The following is a 14,481-nucleotide window of genomic DNA, read 5'->3' as shown; positions in this document are numbered from 1 at the left end:
TTATCTTTCCTGCAGTGTCTCTACTTCTTCTACAAGCCTCTTTCCGGCGGCAATTTCATCTATGCTGTGTACAACTGCTCCGAGATTCTCAATTGAATCTTTTACTTCGTCATAGTCGAGATTTTCACCTTCAATGGTGATCTTGACCGTTTCTGTCTGCTGGTCTACCTCATAAAGGCTGAGGTTTACTCCATGTACTCCCGGGAGTACACTTAGTGTCTTAGACAATTCAACAATTGATGGATGATGGGGTTTAAGCACATCCAGAACCAATCTTCTAATTCCTGTCAATTTTTCATCCTTCCTTATCAGAAAGTCATAGTTCTAAGAATATTTAAACTTATAAGAATTGCCTATAAAACATTATATTATTTTTGTCTTCCTATGAATGACTTTATCTATTTTCAGGACATACAACAATCTATTCTCATAATAAATGAGGTATTCTTATGATAGATATGCATACTCATACTATTTTTAGTGACGGCGAGCTCATACCAAGTGAACTTGTGAGAAGGGCTGTAGTTCACGGATACAGAGCTATAGGTATTACTGACCACGCTGATTTCACAAATGTAGAACATATTCTCAAAAACGTAAGTAAGGCAAAATATCTGGAGGATGAGCTTGATATTCAGGTTAAAGTGGGTGTTGAGATAACTCATGTTCCGCCTAGAAAAATAGCTCCGCTTGCAAGAATGGCAAAAGAGTTGGGCGCAGAAATTGTGGTAGTCCATGGGGAAACCATAAATGAGCCTGTTATGCCTGGTACCAATGCTGCTTCAGTTGAGCTTGCAGATGTGGATATACTTGCACATCCAGGTTTTATCACTATCGAAGAGGCTGAGATTGCCCGTGATAATGACGTATGCCTTGAGATAACTGCCCGGAATGGGCATAACAGGACCAACGGTCATGTTGCCAGAATAGGTATGGAGGCCGGTGCAACTCTGGTAGTTGATACTGATACCCATAGCCCGGGAAATCTCATTACAAAGGAATTTGCCCTGAAAATTGCCATGGGCGCAGGATTAACTGAAAAGCAGGCACAAGCTGTACTTGATAACTCACTCCGTTTTCTGGAGTGAAATCTATTTCTTCTTTTTGAAATGTCAGGCAGAATAATAGACATCACCACCGGCATCTCTCCGAATACTCCGGTGTATGAAGGTGATCCCATCCCACTTATAGAGAAAGTGTCTTCTATAGAAAAAGATGGTTTTGTAGTATCCCGGATAAGTATTGGGACACACACTGGTACTCATGTTGATGCTCCTTCCCATATCTTTGAGGATGGAACCCCTGTTGATGGTCTTGATCCGGAATCTTTTATGGGGAAAGCTGTTTTGCTGGATCTGTCTTTAGGGAAAGGCTGCATTACAAGTGATGAGCTTGGTAAGCATTATCTGGAATATGCAGATGAAAATGATATTGATGTTGTTTTGATAAAAACAGGGACACACTTTGAATCATCAGATACGACGGATTTTGGCAGGAAGCTTGCGGCAACTGCCGGTTCATGGATAATAGAGAATGGTTTTCGTGTAGTGGGTGTGGATACTCTTTCAGTTGATACGGACCCCTCACTACCGAATCATAATCTATTTTTGCGCAATGGATTGAATATTGTTGAGTATTTGAACTTCTCTGATGCAAAGGCCGGCATCTATTATTTCATATGTCTTCCTTTAAAACTTGTGGGGTGTGATGGTGCGCCCGCACGTGCAATCCTCCTGGATATGGCCTTTTTTACATAACAATTGGCACAGGTAGACATGGTGAGAGTTTACAGTTTATCTTAAATACGATATCGTTATACTCCGATATATAATTCAATATTTAGATATTAATCCACCAATATCTATATTAGCGACACAATAGTATTAAATAACAGGATTAATATAGTATGTATAGCAATATAATCCTGTTACACGATTGCTAAAACGTTTCATGAGGGAATCGCACGAAAGCAAATCAGAAGCATTTAATGCACAGTGACAACCGTGCACAGGTAGGTATAGGTACTCTTATCATCTTCATCTCAATGGTACTTGTGGCAGCAGTAGCATCAGCTCTTTTAATCAAGACTTCTGGTGTGCTACAGCAAAAAGCATCACAGACCGGCCAGGAAACGACACGTGAAGTCGCTTCCAACATGAGAATTGACCGTGTAGAAGGTGAACGTGCCACATATACTACGGTAACTGTCGCGGATGGTGTGGTTTCTGATACTAATTTAACTTGTTCCAAAGGTGGAATGATTGAGTGGATATCCTCTTCCGGAGCGTTTAATATTTCTGTTGATGGCGAAGCGGCTACCTCTGTTGTTGATGATTCCTACTATGAATATCGTTTCTCTCGCTCAGGTACTCATAATTTCACTGTATCTCATACTTCAGGCAGTACTTCTGGTACGATTGTTGTGAGTGATTCAGTTGATTATGGTGAGATCACAAAATTACATATTTCCGTATCCCTTGGTCCGGGTAGTGAGGATGTAGATCTGTCACAGCTTATCATTTATCTTTCAGATGGTTCACATGTTGCCAATGTCAGGTATGATACGGCAGATACAAGTGATGTCATACATCTGCCAACAGATGAGTATTTTTCAGTAAGCCCGATAAGAACACGTGATCAGACCATATTCAAAGCCACGCAACCCGTTTTAAGAACAGGTGACATCATGGAAGTAGTGGTGGATATAAGGAGAGTTTTCCTGGAGGATGACGAGGAATATGAAGGTCTTGCTCCAAGGACGGAAGTTTCTTTTCAGGTGAGGCCCGAAGCCGGAGCTCTTGTGGTATTCGACTTTACAACACCAGGTGCTTATTTCGATGAAAAGTACATCCTGCTGAGATACTAAGAACGATATTAAAAGTGGGAAATAGTATATTTTTCATCAGCAAGGACTAGCTCAAAATTGAACTTCCCTTCCACAGGTCCTTTAATAAGGATCCCAATATTTCTATTTGTATCCAGTTCGTCATTAAGTATCCATTTTCCGGTATTATCCAGTGTTCCTTTTCTGAAATTAATGACATTGCCATCAATATTGTATCTGTCTTTGACACCATTTACATACTGGCAGATGATTGTATTGTTTTCGGGAACCCACTGGTTATCTGTGAGGTTCCCGTTCATATCGGGGTCCGGGTCCACACCAAATGCCAGATAGCTGATATCTTGCATGGAAAGTTCAACAGTGCATGTAGACCCATCAGGACTATTCTGTTCCAGAATATTCCTTGCATATCCGTTCTGTATGGATAGCAGTTCAAGAGCTGCAGCATTTATCTGCTTGCTGTCCTTTGCTCCAGAATACACTGGAGCCAAACTATTCCATGAAGAAGCTACTAGAAATATAACAATCCCTGTCACTGTAAGATACAATATCATTTTAAGAGGGATAGTATCAACACCACGTGTATCCATGAGAAATGAATTTACTTTAACCCCCACGTTTTTCCCCTCTTTTCTTTAATCCTTCAATCCAGCCATTCTAAGAACTTATCAAGTGCCCTTCTTCGGTGTGATACTGTGTTTTTGAACTCATCTCCAAGTTCACCAAATGTCTTTCCGTTGTAATCAAAGATAGGATCATATCCGAAACCACCGGTTCCCAGTTCTTCAAAAGCTATTTTTCCTTCAACGGTTCCGGTGAATGTAAGAGGCTCGCCTCCTGGTTCACAATAGCCGATGACTGACTTGAACATGGCTGACCTGTCAGTTTCATCTTCCATTATCTTGAGGACTCTCTTGTTTCCGAGGTTCTTCTCAATGAATGCGGAATATGGTCCGGGAAAACCATTGAGTGTATTTATGAACAAACCTGAATCGTCGACCATAACAGGCATTCCAAGTCTCTCGGCTGACAGCTTTGCACCGTAGGCTGCAATTGGTTCCAGATCTTCTTCCTGAAGTTCGGGATAGCCATCAGTATTCTGTATAACTTCAAATCCCCTGACTGCAAGTATGTCCCTGACTTCTTGGAATTTACCTTTATTACCTGTGACAAATACAATTTTACGCATATCTTCCTCTTTTCTCTATTTCTTTTACTCTTTCAAGCACTTCATCAGCCTGCTTGAATTCCTGCCTGTAACCCCTGCAGAATGCCTCTATAAGCTTATCGTGGTCCCGGTGCGTGCTCTCAAACGTCTGGAACAGGACGTGTACATCCACTCCGCGTGCTTCGGTACTGCTATCAAAGAATGAAAGACCGAAATCTATCATGTATATCCTGTCGTTGAAAAGAATCAGGTTGGAAGTTGTGAGGTCTCCGTGGATAATGCCTGCCATGTGAAGTTCAGCTACAAGAATCCCGACTTGCTCACTGAGATTCTCATCTATAACGAATTTCAATGCAGTTCCGTCCAGATACTGCATTTTTATCGTGGAATTATCAATGTCATAGATAATTGGTGTAGGCACTCCGGCTCTTCTGGCTTCGGATAATAATCTGGCCTCGGCTTTTGTCCTCTCTTTCCTTATCCTTTCATCAAGCTCTTTCAGGCGGTAGTTCTTTGGCACTCTCTCCTTGATGACCATCCCATCTTCCACCTTCACGGTAGCTTCGGCACCACTTGTCAGGTACATATTCATCTCCTGCCTTCAAAATCTTTGGGAAGCCATGTTACATCCACATCATCCGGTCTGAAATTAGGATTCACATGTGAGTTCTCAATATCAAGCACATTCCCTGAATCATACATCAGAAGTCCAAGATATGCTATCATAGTGCCGTTATCTCCCATGAATCTCTTTTCAGGCACATGGAAATAAGCTCCTCTTTCTGTGCACATTATATCCAACATTTCCCGAAGTCTTGCATTGGCGCCCACGCCACCTGCAAGCAGTACTTCATTCTTTCCGGTGTGTGCAAGAGCACGCTCAGTGACTTCAACAACCATTGCAAAGGCAGTTTCCTGGAAAGAGTAACACACATCTTCCATGGAATTATTTTTAAGAGCCTCGGTTGCAGCCGTAGATAATCCTGAAAAGGAAAGGTCCATTCCCTTTACAACGTATGGGAGAGGGATATATTTTGAAGCACCTTTTGCAAACTGTTCTATCTGTGGTCCTCCCGGATGTCCGAGTCCGGCACTCCTTGCAAATTTATCAAAGGCATTTCCAAGTCCAATGTCCAGTGTTTCTCCAAATACCCTGTATCTTCCCATCCTGTAAGCCAGCACCTGTGAGTTGGCACCACTGACATACAGGGTAACAGGGTCAGTTGCCGGTGTTTTCCAGCGGCCTACTTCAACATGGGCCAGACAGTGGTTCACGCCTACAAGTGGTACATCAAGGGTTATTGCAAGCATTCTGGCCGCAGTTGCCACGGTACGCAGGCATGCTCCCAGTCCGGGTCCCTGGGAAAAAGAGATGGCATCTATCTGTGAAGCATCGACCCCTTTCTGGTTCGCTTCCTCAAGCACTCCTTTGATCACATAAGATGCATACTTTGCATGATGCTGGGCTGCTTCTCTGGGGTGTATTCCTCCAGTGGGGGGCCGGTACATGTCAGATACTTCTGCAATTACATCTTTCTCATTAACGATGGCAGCACTGAGATTCCATGCGGTCCCCTCTATGCCAAGGACTGTTCCTTTCAATTTGATATCTCCAGCCCTTAAAGGTTAGCAGTTGAATATTAATTTTGCTGTTTTCTGATGAATACGCAGGTGATGGCCAATATCATCATTGTTATCATTCCGGATATTGCCGGAATCTTCCTGGCACCATCATTTTCATTTTGTCTAGGGTCTGTGTCGGTATCAGTATCTTTTATTGCGGAATCACTCATGTCAGTTACAGTGATTTCAATATCGTCTGTATTCTTTGTTAATGGTTCTTGTGCAGTAATTGCAAAAGGTGAGAATCCCTGAGTGCTCGCTTCAAAGTAAAGATAGTTATCATCAGGGTCATTCTGTTTAGTATCAAGCATTTCCCAGTTTTCCTCATTATACCTGTTCAATGCTATGGTAGCTGGATCAATGTCATTGTTCTCTATCCATTTTTTACTTACCCTGAACCCTATAACGGGGTCTTTGACATTACCCTCAGTGGCGTAACCTGTCTTACCAACCCAGATGTTCATGTTCCTGTATATTAATCCGGAAACCGGGCTGTCTGCAAATGTAGATGTATTTTTCAAAATCTCAATGGTAGTACTGATCTTTCCAGCATTCTTCAGCGAATTATAGCGGACATAATCTATATCGTTGTTCTCATTATCAAAATCAAAGTATACTATATCCCCTTTTCCGGCATACACTGAAAGTACATCTTTAAAAGCAATGTTCTCATACTCTTCGCCTGTGGAACCCCCACCTCCACCACCACCTCCGGAGGAACTGGGGTTGGATGGAGTACTGGCCTGTAAGGATGTTGCTACGGTCATATTGGACCAGTTACCAATGTTACCTGCAAAATCGATGGCTCTGAGACTGTAATTGTAGCTTGTGCTGGAAGAAAGTCCAGTGTCTGCCATTAGCTGTTCAGAACTGTTCTCAAGGAATGCATTGTTTTTCCATATCTCTACATGGTCGGTATCATCCGATTCGCTCCATGTGAGGGTTATGGATGATAAAGTACTGGAATTTGTCAGATCGGAAATCACAGGTGCGGTGTTATCTTCAAGTGGAGCATAAATGCTCAAGTGGGTAATATTTGCAGTAACAGTATGTTCGGAGGTATTTACCGTACTTCTGAATGGGATCCACATCTCTTCTTCAGGGTTATACCATGCGACCACAAGCTTTCCGGTACTATTCCCATTAACAAGGCTATGGTTATATCCGAGTGTAAGGGATACATTTCTGCCGAATTGATATGAATAGTTGGCATCAGATGCATTTATCACTTTGATATCAATTGCATGGCCTGTCAAATTAGAGCTGTTTTCAGGTTCATTACCTGTTACAATAGCTGCAGATACATTGCCCGGATTGGCAGGTGTACCGCTGATATTGAAGTTAAGTACCGGGTGAACGATACCGGTTTCTATTCCTGGAACTGCAAGTGTTACTTCATCATTTCCACCTGTGTTGAAAGTCTCCCCAAGGCCCAGGTATATGGTGGTATTGGGACTGAAATAATCATCCACTGAATTATTGAAGATGGATGTAATGTTGACGGTGTTTGTTCCATTAGAAAGTGGAATGTTGCTGATATTGAACACACCGCTTGAAACAGGCCAGGATTCAGTGGTAATGTTTCCATTCACATAGACTGAAACATTTGTGGCAACTCCTGCAGTTCCATTCATTGTAAAACTGTCCTCTTCTGGCAGATAATAGATAGTTCCTGACTCAGGTGAATCAATAATTGGTTGGCTTGTGAATACCGTGAAATTAACAGTTGTTGAATTTATATATCCTGTTATGTCCTCAGCAAATACTGTAAGATTATGTCGTCCCTCTGTCAGGTTGAGGGTAGTATTAAATGAAAATCCTGTTTCTGTTGTGGAATTTGTTCCATTGTCAACGTTGTACCAGAAGTCACATAGTTTTCTGTTGCTGACATTTATGTCGAGTGTTTCTTCCTGTATCACCGAATTCTCTGCAAGCCCCTCTATCGTAATTACGTTGTCTTCAACGCTGGCGTAAAATCTCCATCCGTAACTGATCTCTTCACTCAGGTTTGTCAATGCACTCACAGATACAGTGTGGTATCCTTCAGAGTATGTTGTTATATTCTCTACCTTGTATCCGCCAGTGATATTCACCCAAGAGGGGAGCACCTCGGTACCATCTGTCGTCATGTCTATGCTACTTATGTTGATCCCATGGGGATGTGTAAGGTTAACTGAAACGGCAGTTGTGCTATCAGTAATATATGAGTCATTTTGTGGATATTCGTTGACATCGGCTGCAAAATACAATACAAGAGAGAAATTCTGGGGCCCTTGAGGTATATCTGTACCATTCACGATGAATGTATATGTTCCTGCAGAAGGATTGGTCAGTTCGACACCTTCCACGTTGTTCACCGTGTCGATCCTTCCATTACCGTTGTATGTATCATCAGGTCCTACTACTTTGAGATCAAGGTTGTTCACAAGTTGTAATTCTGCAGCTGCATCTCCTGGATAATCTGTCCAGACAAGTGTTACTCTGAGGGGATGATCTGAATTAAGGATATCATAGCTCACATTCCAGAAGTCACCTGTGTTCAAAGGTTTAGGATCATCGAAATATCTGATCGTTTCCGGGTATTGTGGATATATGGAATTTTCAATATCAACACGTCCCCATCCTTGTGAATAATCCGGCCTACCTTCTATTTCCTGTGTGCTTCCATTACCATATTGTCCGGGTGTGAGATCCATTGCTCCGTTTATTATTGTTGCTTTAAGTAATGCAGCACTTGGGCTGCTCAGATTCTCTATTTCAGTGTAGTATTCTCTTACAAGAGCAGCAGACCCTGCAGTGATTGGAGTGGACATGCTGGTTCCACCCATGTATAAGTAGTTACTATTATCACTAACAGTACCCCATCCTGTTCCACTTGCAAGACTTGATCTGGTAGAAATGATGAATGTTCCCGGTGCAACAACATCAGGCTTAATCCTTCCATCCTCTGTTGGTCCACGACTGCTGAATGCAGCAATACCTTCAATGTCATTAGCCATGTAATCTTCATATATTGGAGATTCAGGATATTTATTGGACCATGTGAATCCCCAATTCTGATAAGACCCTTGTCCAAAATTATCTCCTCTGTCATTTTCTGATGCACCAACTGTAAGACAGTTCTTTGCAGTTGCAGGATAAGCTATGGAATCTTCATCTATGACTCCATCGCCATCAGCATCTGTTCCTGAATTTCCAGCTGAAAAAAGAATTAGCATATCTGGGTGTTCCCATGTAAATTGGTCGACCTGTAGCGAAAATACGGTATATGCTCCATTAGAAGCACCGCCCCAACTATTGGTATGTATTCTTGCTCCCAGGTCGTACGCTTCTTGGAATAGGTCATTCAGATCATCTGGAATATACATAAGGGAACTACCGTTATTATCACCAAGTGCCTGGAATACCAATTCAGCTTCCGGTGCTATTCCTCTGTATTGCCCGCCTGAAAGTGAGCCGTTACCAAGCACTGAACCTGCTACGTGGGTTCCATGCCCAGCGTAATCGGCTGAACTTCCGTCATTGTATGTTTGTATTATACTTTTGATTCTACCCCTCAGGTCTGCATGCATGGAACTATCATTTACTCCGGTATCAAGTCCTGTATCGGCGATGGCTACTATCTGTCCGCTGCCATTCAATCTGTAGGTCTCATGAACAGTATTCGCATTGGTAATATTTGCAGCAATATCATTGTTTACAGTTGGCTGGACATATTCTTCAATCCAGCTGACTCCATTGATAGATGCTATCTCTGGTAGCATATTCGTGGCTATTTGTACTTTGAGTATATTCCCTGAACCGGAAATGATTTTTCCGCCAAGTAATTCTATGGAACTGGCTATACTATCGTAATCCTCCGAGTAGAAAAGAAGTACATGGTACGTATTTTCAGTGTCAATTTCAGTACTTGCTATCTGAATACTGTTGGTGTATGTTAATTCTGGCTCGTATTTGTATTCTGGTTTATACTCGCCAATCCACTTAACAAAATCCAGTGATTGTACCTGGACTTTTACATTATCACTCATCTTGAAGATGAATGCATTGTTTGGAATATAATTATAGATGGTAGCTCCTGTTGATGTTATTTCCTGCTTCCAACTAGCTCTTACAGGACCGGTAAATTGCACAATGTAGTAATTTTCCGTGTCTTCCATGGACATGGTTGAAAGTCCCTGGGTTTCTGAACCATTGTTCTGTTCTTCAGGTTCAGTGGCATTGTCTGTGTTTATATGTCCGGCTTTTAATAGGATAAGGTTGCCATCGTCTGTATTTCCATTGTCTGCGCTCACAGAGGAGATTGTAGCAATGGTTAAATTTATGAGTATAAATAGTACCAGGATCTTGTTTTTAGTGTGCATAAAGCACCATCCATTTTTGTATTCAGAATGTTCTGATATTGCAATAAATATATTTATATATTCTGCACAATAAAAATATGGATGAGGGTCAGGTTCAATCCGAACGTGAAAGTCCAGTAAAAAATTTACTGCTTCCTTATAAGGAAGCAGACAAAAGATACTATTAAGCCACTGATTAAAATTGAGAGGGCGTTAACTGTGTTTTCCGGTTGATTCTCATTTGCTATTGAAGTATTGAGATTCGATGTATTATCATCTTCAGTTGAATACTGTTTCTCAGAAACACTATTTAAATTTGTCTCATTTGGTTCACCGGTAATGGCAAACGGCGAGAATCCTGGTGTGCTTGCCTCAAAATAAAAGTATTCATTATCAGAATCGGTTTGAGTTGTCAGAAGTTTACTCCACTTGGCATTGTACCTGTTAAGAGCTATCGAATCAACATCAATATTATTATTTTCTATCCATTGCCTGTCCACTCTGAATCCGATAACGGGATTTTCAATGTTATTATCTGTTGCATACCCTGTTTTTCCAACCCATATGTTAATGTTCTTGTATATTTCCCCGGATGGAAAGCTGTCAGCAAAAGTTGACTTATCCCGCAATGACTCAATAGTGACGGAAATAGTTCCTGCATTTTTCAATGACTTGTAAGAAACATACTGGATATCGTTGTTCTCATTCTTGAAGTTGAATTTCACATTAATGTCCTTTCCGACAAAGATAGAACTGACATCCTTCACTTCGATATTCTCGTATTCTTCTCCTGTAGTTCCACCGCCACCTCCTCCTCCTCCTCCACCGCCACCTCCGCTGGTTGCGGGTGTTGAGGCTGTTACGATGCTTGAACTTGATGCAATTTGAACATTTATTATGTATTCCTGTGTAGTTGCATCTTCTGCTGTCACGGTATAAGTTATAGGTTTAGTGAAGTTCTGCGCGATTCCAGTATTTGGAGATATAGTTTCTCCAGTATGCACAATTGTTGGTACAAGTGCTGTAACATTTGTTCCATACGGTACTGTCATATTGACAGTCTTTGCAGTTTCATTTATTATTCCTTCCGCATCAGGATCTGTTAATTTGAAACTTGTAATCTCTTTAGCTTTGTTTGGTGCAACATTCACTGTAACTGTGTATCGTTGGGTTGTAGTATCTTCCGCGGTTACTTTGTAAGTAACAGGATTGGTAAAATCCCTTGCTAATCCACTATCTGGTTCTATTTTGCCTCCAGTGTGAGTTATAGTTGGTACGAGATCTGTTCTATCAGTTCCATAAGGCACTGTTATATTGACAGTCTTTGCAGTTTCATTTATTATCCCCTCCACTACAGGGTCTGTAAATTTGAAACTTGTAATCTCTTTAGCTGTATTTGGAGCAACATTCACCGTAACTGTATATTGCTGAGCTGATGCATCTTCTGCTGTTACAGTGTAAGTAACAGAGTTAGTAAAATCCTGCTCTACTCCACTATCAGGTGAAACACTTGCTCCTGTATGGGTTATTGTTGGTTTCAATGATGTTACAAGAGTACCGTATGGTAGTGATAAAGCTACGGTCTTTGTATCTTCATTTACTGTACCAACTACTGCCAGTGCTTCAAATTCAAAGCTTGTGATCGCTTTAGCAGGGTTTTCTGCTACTGTTACTGTCACTTCATATTCTTGAGTGGTTGAATCAGCAGCAGTTACAGTGTAGGTAACCGGATTAGTAAAGTCCTGCGAGACTCCAGTATCAGGTGACACATTTGATCCTGTATGATCTATTGTTGGTGTCAATGCTGTTACATCAGTGCCGTATGGTACTACTATAGCTACGGTCTTTGCTTCTTCATCAATTATTCCATCAACAGCAGGATCTGTGAGTTTGAAACTTGTAATCTCAGGTTTCACATTGAATTCCCATTCGTAGGAAAATTGCTGCCCGGTATCTGTCGAAGCTGTAATTGTGACGTTATGTTCTCCAATCTTGTAAGGGCTGGAAACATTATACTGTATCCTGTATCCATCAATTATGCTTGCAGCAGTGTAATCAATAAGGTTACCATCAATTTCCATCTGTATGGAACTCTCATTCACTCCTCCGGGGTGTACAACATCGGTTGACACTTCAGTTGTACTGTTATCTGCATAGGAACCATTTGCAGGGAACTCATTGTTGTCGCAGGTGAATGAGAATACCAGTGCAAAGGGCTGTGGTCCTTCTTGAACATCATACCCATCGACCGTTATTGTATAGTCACCTTCTAATGCAGTATTAAGTTCGATTCCTTCAACATTGTTTATATGGTCAGGTCCATCGTTCCCATAATATATGCCTGATGAATCTGTAATTGTAAGATCAAGATCATTGACCAGTGTTTTTCCTGTCAACTCAGATGCCGGATAATCCGTCCACACGAGAGTTGCTCTTAGGGGCTGGCCACTTTCTACATATTCATACGTGTGGCCCCATGATCCTGAATCTGAAAGGGGAGTATTATCGAAATATGCTATGACTTCAGGATATGGTACAAGTATGGAGTTTTCAACATCCACACGTCCCCAACCTTGTGAATAATCCGGCCTACCTGCTATCTCTTTATATTCGGCTATTCCATATTGTCCGGGAGTCATATCGTATGCACCATTGAGCAGGGTAGCTTTTAGTAATGCAGCACTTGGACTATCTAATTGTTCTATTTCAGTATAGTATTCTCTTACAAGGGCTGCGGAACCTGCAACAAGTGGTGTGGCCATACTTGTTCCACCATTGTATGCATAAGATGCATCGAATTCATTAATAATTCCCCACTCGTACCAAGTTATCAGACTGGACCTTGTAGAAGCAATAAATGTTCCCGGAGCAACAAGTTCTGGTTTAATCCTTCCATCGTCGGTAGGTCCACGACCACTGAAAGCTGCAATACCGGTGGGGTTATTTGCAGTATAATCACTTTTAATAGGTTCTCCTTCGAAGAACCCAGCTAGCCAATAAATATTTCCCCATATCCTGTATCCAGTTCCAAAATTATCGCCTCTGTCATTTTCCGAAGCACCAACCGCAATGCAGTTTTTTGAAGTTGCAGGGGAAGTAATAGAATTCTGGTCAACAACACCGTTTTCATCGGAGTCATCGCCATAATTCCCTGCTGCAAATAGTATTAACATATCTGGATTATTCCAGACAAATTGATCAACTTGTTTTGAGCGAGTAGTGTAACTACCTAAAATATTGTAACCCCAACTATTTGTATGGATTCTAGCTCCCTGGTCATATGCGTCCTGAAAGAGGGAACTGAGGTCACTGGTTCTGCTAATTCCTCCAAGGCTCCCGTCACTATCCTGCACTGCTTCAAATAAAAGACTGGCTTCAGGCGCAATTCCTTTATATTGCCCATCCGACATTGATCCGTTTCCAAGAACCGATCCTGTTACGTGAGTACCATGGCCACCGGATATCCCAAAAGGACCTTCATCTGCGGGACCATCATTAGAATAATCTGTAATATTTATGATCCTTCCAAAAATATCAGCATGCATTGATTCATCATTAACACCAGTATCAAGTCCGGTATCGCAGACGGCCACGATTTGCCCACTTCCATTCAATCCAAGTTCATTATGTACAGTGTTGACATTCATAATGCCTGCAGCTACATCATTGAACAGGACCGGCTCCGAGTAGTTCTCTACCCAGCAAATTCCATTTATTGCAGCAAGTTGATCTATCCTGCTTTCGGCTATTTCAACCCTCAGGATTGTTTGTGAACTGCTGATGATGTTTCCATTGATAGCTTCAATCTCTTCTATGATTCTTGTATTGTCTTGCGGGTCAAAGAGGACAACTATCAGATTAGCATTCGTGTCTGTTGAAGCAAGAGATGCCTGGTCTTCATATTCGTTCAGTCCTGAGGAAAGTTTGTATTCTGGTTTTAGTTCATCCGTCCAGCGCACAAAATCAAGTGATTCTACAAGACTCTTCTCCGTTCCATTCATCCTGAGAACAAAAGCATTGTTTGGAATATAATCAAAGAATTCGACCCCGATGTCCTGCACTTCATCTTTCCACTGTTTGGTGACATGTCCTTCAAATTGCACGATATAATATGTTTCGGAACTGTCCACGAATTCAGATGTTGAAGATATGCCGATCTGATCCCGTTCGGATACATTCCTTTCCGGTGGTAGGTCTGTATCTATATTCCCTGATTTCAGAAAGATCATATTCTCATCATTGGCCGAAGCGAAAGAGGTGGAAAGCAGAATCAAAAAGATACATATGAATGTGAGTGTAGTTCTATTCATGAGCCTGAATCCTTTTTGTGCGTGAATGTAAAATAAGATTTATTTAAGCAGTAAAATATATTCAAACAAACTTCTATATAAAATGCAGTGAGTATATTAAAAAAAGTATATTTAATGTATGGATACTAGTGTGTTGCCACCATTCCATTTTAAGAAAAAAGAAAGGCGCTTTTTTGAAAGCGCCAAAAAAGT

The 14,481-nt window shown here is 41.4% G+C and carries 10 protein-coding genes; 3 read left to right on the top strand and 7 right to left on the bottom strand.

Annotation, left to right across the window (positions count from 1 at the left end; genetic code table 11):
• Positions 1 to 291 (bottom strand): DUF211 domain-containing protein, encoded by a 291-nt coding sequence (locus RE476_RS06625; RefSeq protein ID WP_309306877.1) that lies wholly within the window; start codon positions 289 to 291, stop codon positions 1 to 3.
• Positions 292 to 449: 158 nt separating this feature from the next.
• Here RE476_RS06625 and RE476_RS06620 point away from each other — a divergent pair, with 158 nt between their 5' ends.
• The 3 genes from RE476_RS06620 to RE476_RS06610 all read left to right on the top strand — a co-directional run bounded on the left by RE476_RS06620 (position 450) and on the right by RE476_RS06610 (position 2,866).
• Positions 450 to 1,088: a histidinol phosphate phosphatase domain-containing protein gene (locus RE476_RS06620; protein WP_309306876.1), complete on the top strand. Its 639-nt coding sequence runs from the start codon at positions 450 to 452 to the stop codon at positions 1,086 to 1,088.
• Positions 1,089 to 1,109: 21 nt separating this feature from the next.
• Positions 1,110 to 1,757 carry a cyclase family protein gene (locus RE476_RS06615; protein ID WP_309306875.1) on the top strand — a complete coding sequence of 216 codons (648 nt, stop codon included), beginning with the start codon at positions 1,110 to 1,112 and terminating at the stop codon, positions 1,755 to 1,757.
• 230 nt (positions 1,758 to 1,987) lie between these two features.
• The gene (locus tag RE476_RS06610) at positions 1,988 to 2,866 is read left to right on the top strand and encodes an archaellin/type IV pilin N-terminal domain-containing protein (protein WP_309306874.1); all 879 of its coding nucleotides are present in this window, start codon (positions 1,988 to 1,990) and stop codon (positions 2,864 to 2,866) included.
• Positions 2,867 to 2,874: 8 nt separating this feature from the next.
• Here the strand turns inward: RE476_RS06610 and RE476_RS06605 are convergent, their stop codons facing one another.
• From RE476_RS06605 to RE476_RS06580, 6 genes are all read right to left on the bottom strand, one after another.
• Positions 2,875 to 3,462: a hypothetical protein gene (locus tag RE476_RS06605; RefSeq protein WP_309306873.1), complete on the bottom strand. Its 588-nt coding sequence runs from the start codon at positions 3,460 to 3,462 to the stop codon at positions 2,875 to 2,877.
• Positions 3,463 to 3,488: 26 nt separating this feature from the next.
• A complete protein-coding gene (locus RE476_RS06600; protein WP_309306872.1) occupies positions 3,489 to 4,034 on the bottom strand; it encodes an XTP/dITP diphosphatase in 546 nt (181 codons plus the stop codon).
• Entirely contained in the window at positions 4,027 to 4,599 is a 573-nt protein-coding gene (locus RE476_RS06595; protein WP_309306871.1) for a Kae1-associated kinase Bud32, read from the bottom strand. Before RE476_RS06595 ends, RE476_RS06600 begins: the two co-directional genes overlap by 8 nt.
• A 2-nt stretch (positions 4,600 to 4,601) precedes the next feature.
• Positions 4,602 to 5,615 carry a bifunctional N(6)-L-threonylcarbamoyladenine synthase/serine/threonine protein kinase gene (locus tag RE476_RS06590; protein WP_309306870.1) on the bottom strand — a complete coding sequence of 338 codons (1,014 nt, stop codon included), beginning with the start codon at positions 5,613 to 5,615 and terminating at the stop codon, positions 4,602 to 4,604.
• Positions 5,616 to 5,653: 38 nt separating this feature from the next.
• Positions 5,654 to 10,000: a PGF-pre-PGF domain-containing protein gene (locus RE476_RS06585; RefSeq protein WP_309306869.1), complete on the bottom strand. Its 4,347-nt coding sequence runs from the start codon at positions 9,998 to 10,000 to the stop codon at positions 5,654 to 5,656.
• A 125-nt stretch (positions 10,001 to 10,125) separates the two neighbouring features.
• Positions 10,126 to 14,289 carry a PGF-pre-PGF domain-containing protein gene (locus tag RE476_RS06580; RefSeq protein ID WP_309306868.1) on the bottom strand — a complete coding sequence of 1,388 codons (4,164 nt, stop codon included), beginning with the start codon at positions 14,287 to 14,289 and terminating at the stop codon, positions 10,126 to 10,128.
• Between the last annotated feature and the right edge of the window lie 192 nt (positions 14,290 to 14,481).

The sequence above is a fragment of the Methanolobus mangrovi genome, assembly GCF_031312535.1.
GTDB classification, from domain to species: Archaea; Halobacteriota; Methanosarcinia; order Methanosarcinales; family Methanosarcinaceae; genus Methanolobus; species Methanolobus mangrovi.
The sequence above is the reverse complement of the archived record's forward strand: the minus strand, read 5'-3'. Positions and strand labels throughout refer to the sequence as shown.

Bases quoted from the DNA above. Each gene is read 5' to 3' on its own strand.
- RE476_RS06615 (WP_309306875.1), top strand. From the start codon at position 1,110: ATGTCAGGCAGAATAATAGACATCACCACCGGCATCTCTCCGAATACT.
- RE476_RS06585 (WP_309306869.1), bottom strand. From the start codon at position 10,000: ATGCACACTAAAAACAAGATCCTGGTACTATTTATACTCATAAATTTA.
- RE476_RS06595 (WP_309306871.1), bottom strand. From the start codon at position 4,599: ATGTACCTGACAAGTGGTGCCGAAGCTACCGTGAAGGTGGAAGATGGG.
- RE476_RS06600 (WP_309306872.1), bottom strand. From the start codon at position 4,034: ATGCGTAAAATTGTATTTGTCACAGGTAATAAAGGTAAATTCCAAGAA.
- RE476_RS06620 (WP_309306876.1), top strand. From the start codon at position 450: ATGATAGATATGCATACTCATACTATTTTTAGTGACGGCGAGCTCATA.
- RE476_RS06580 (WP_309306868.1), bottom strand. From the start codon at position 14,289: ATGAATAGAACTACACTCACATTCATATGTATCTTTTTGATTCTGCTT.
- RE476_RS06610 (WP_309306874.1), top strand. From the start codon at position 1,988: ATGCACAGTGACAACCGTGCACAGGTAGGTATAGGTACTCTTATCATC.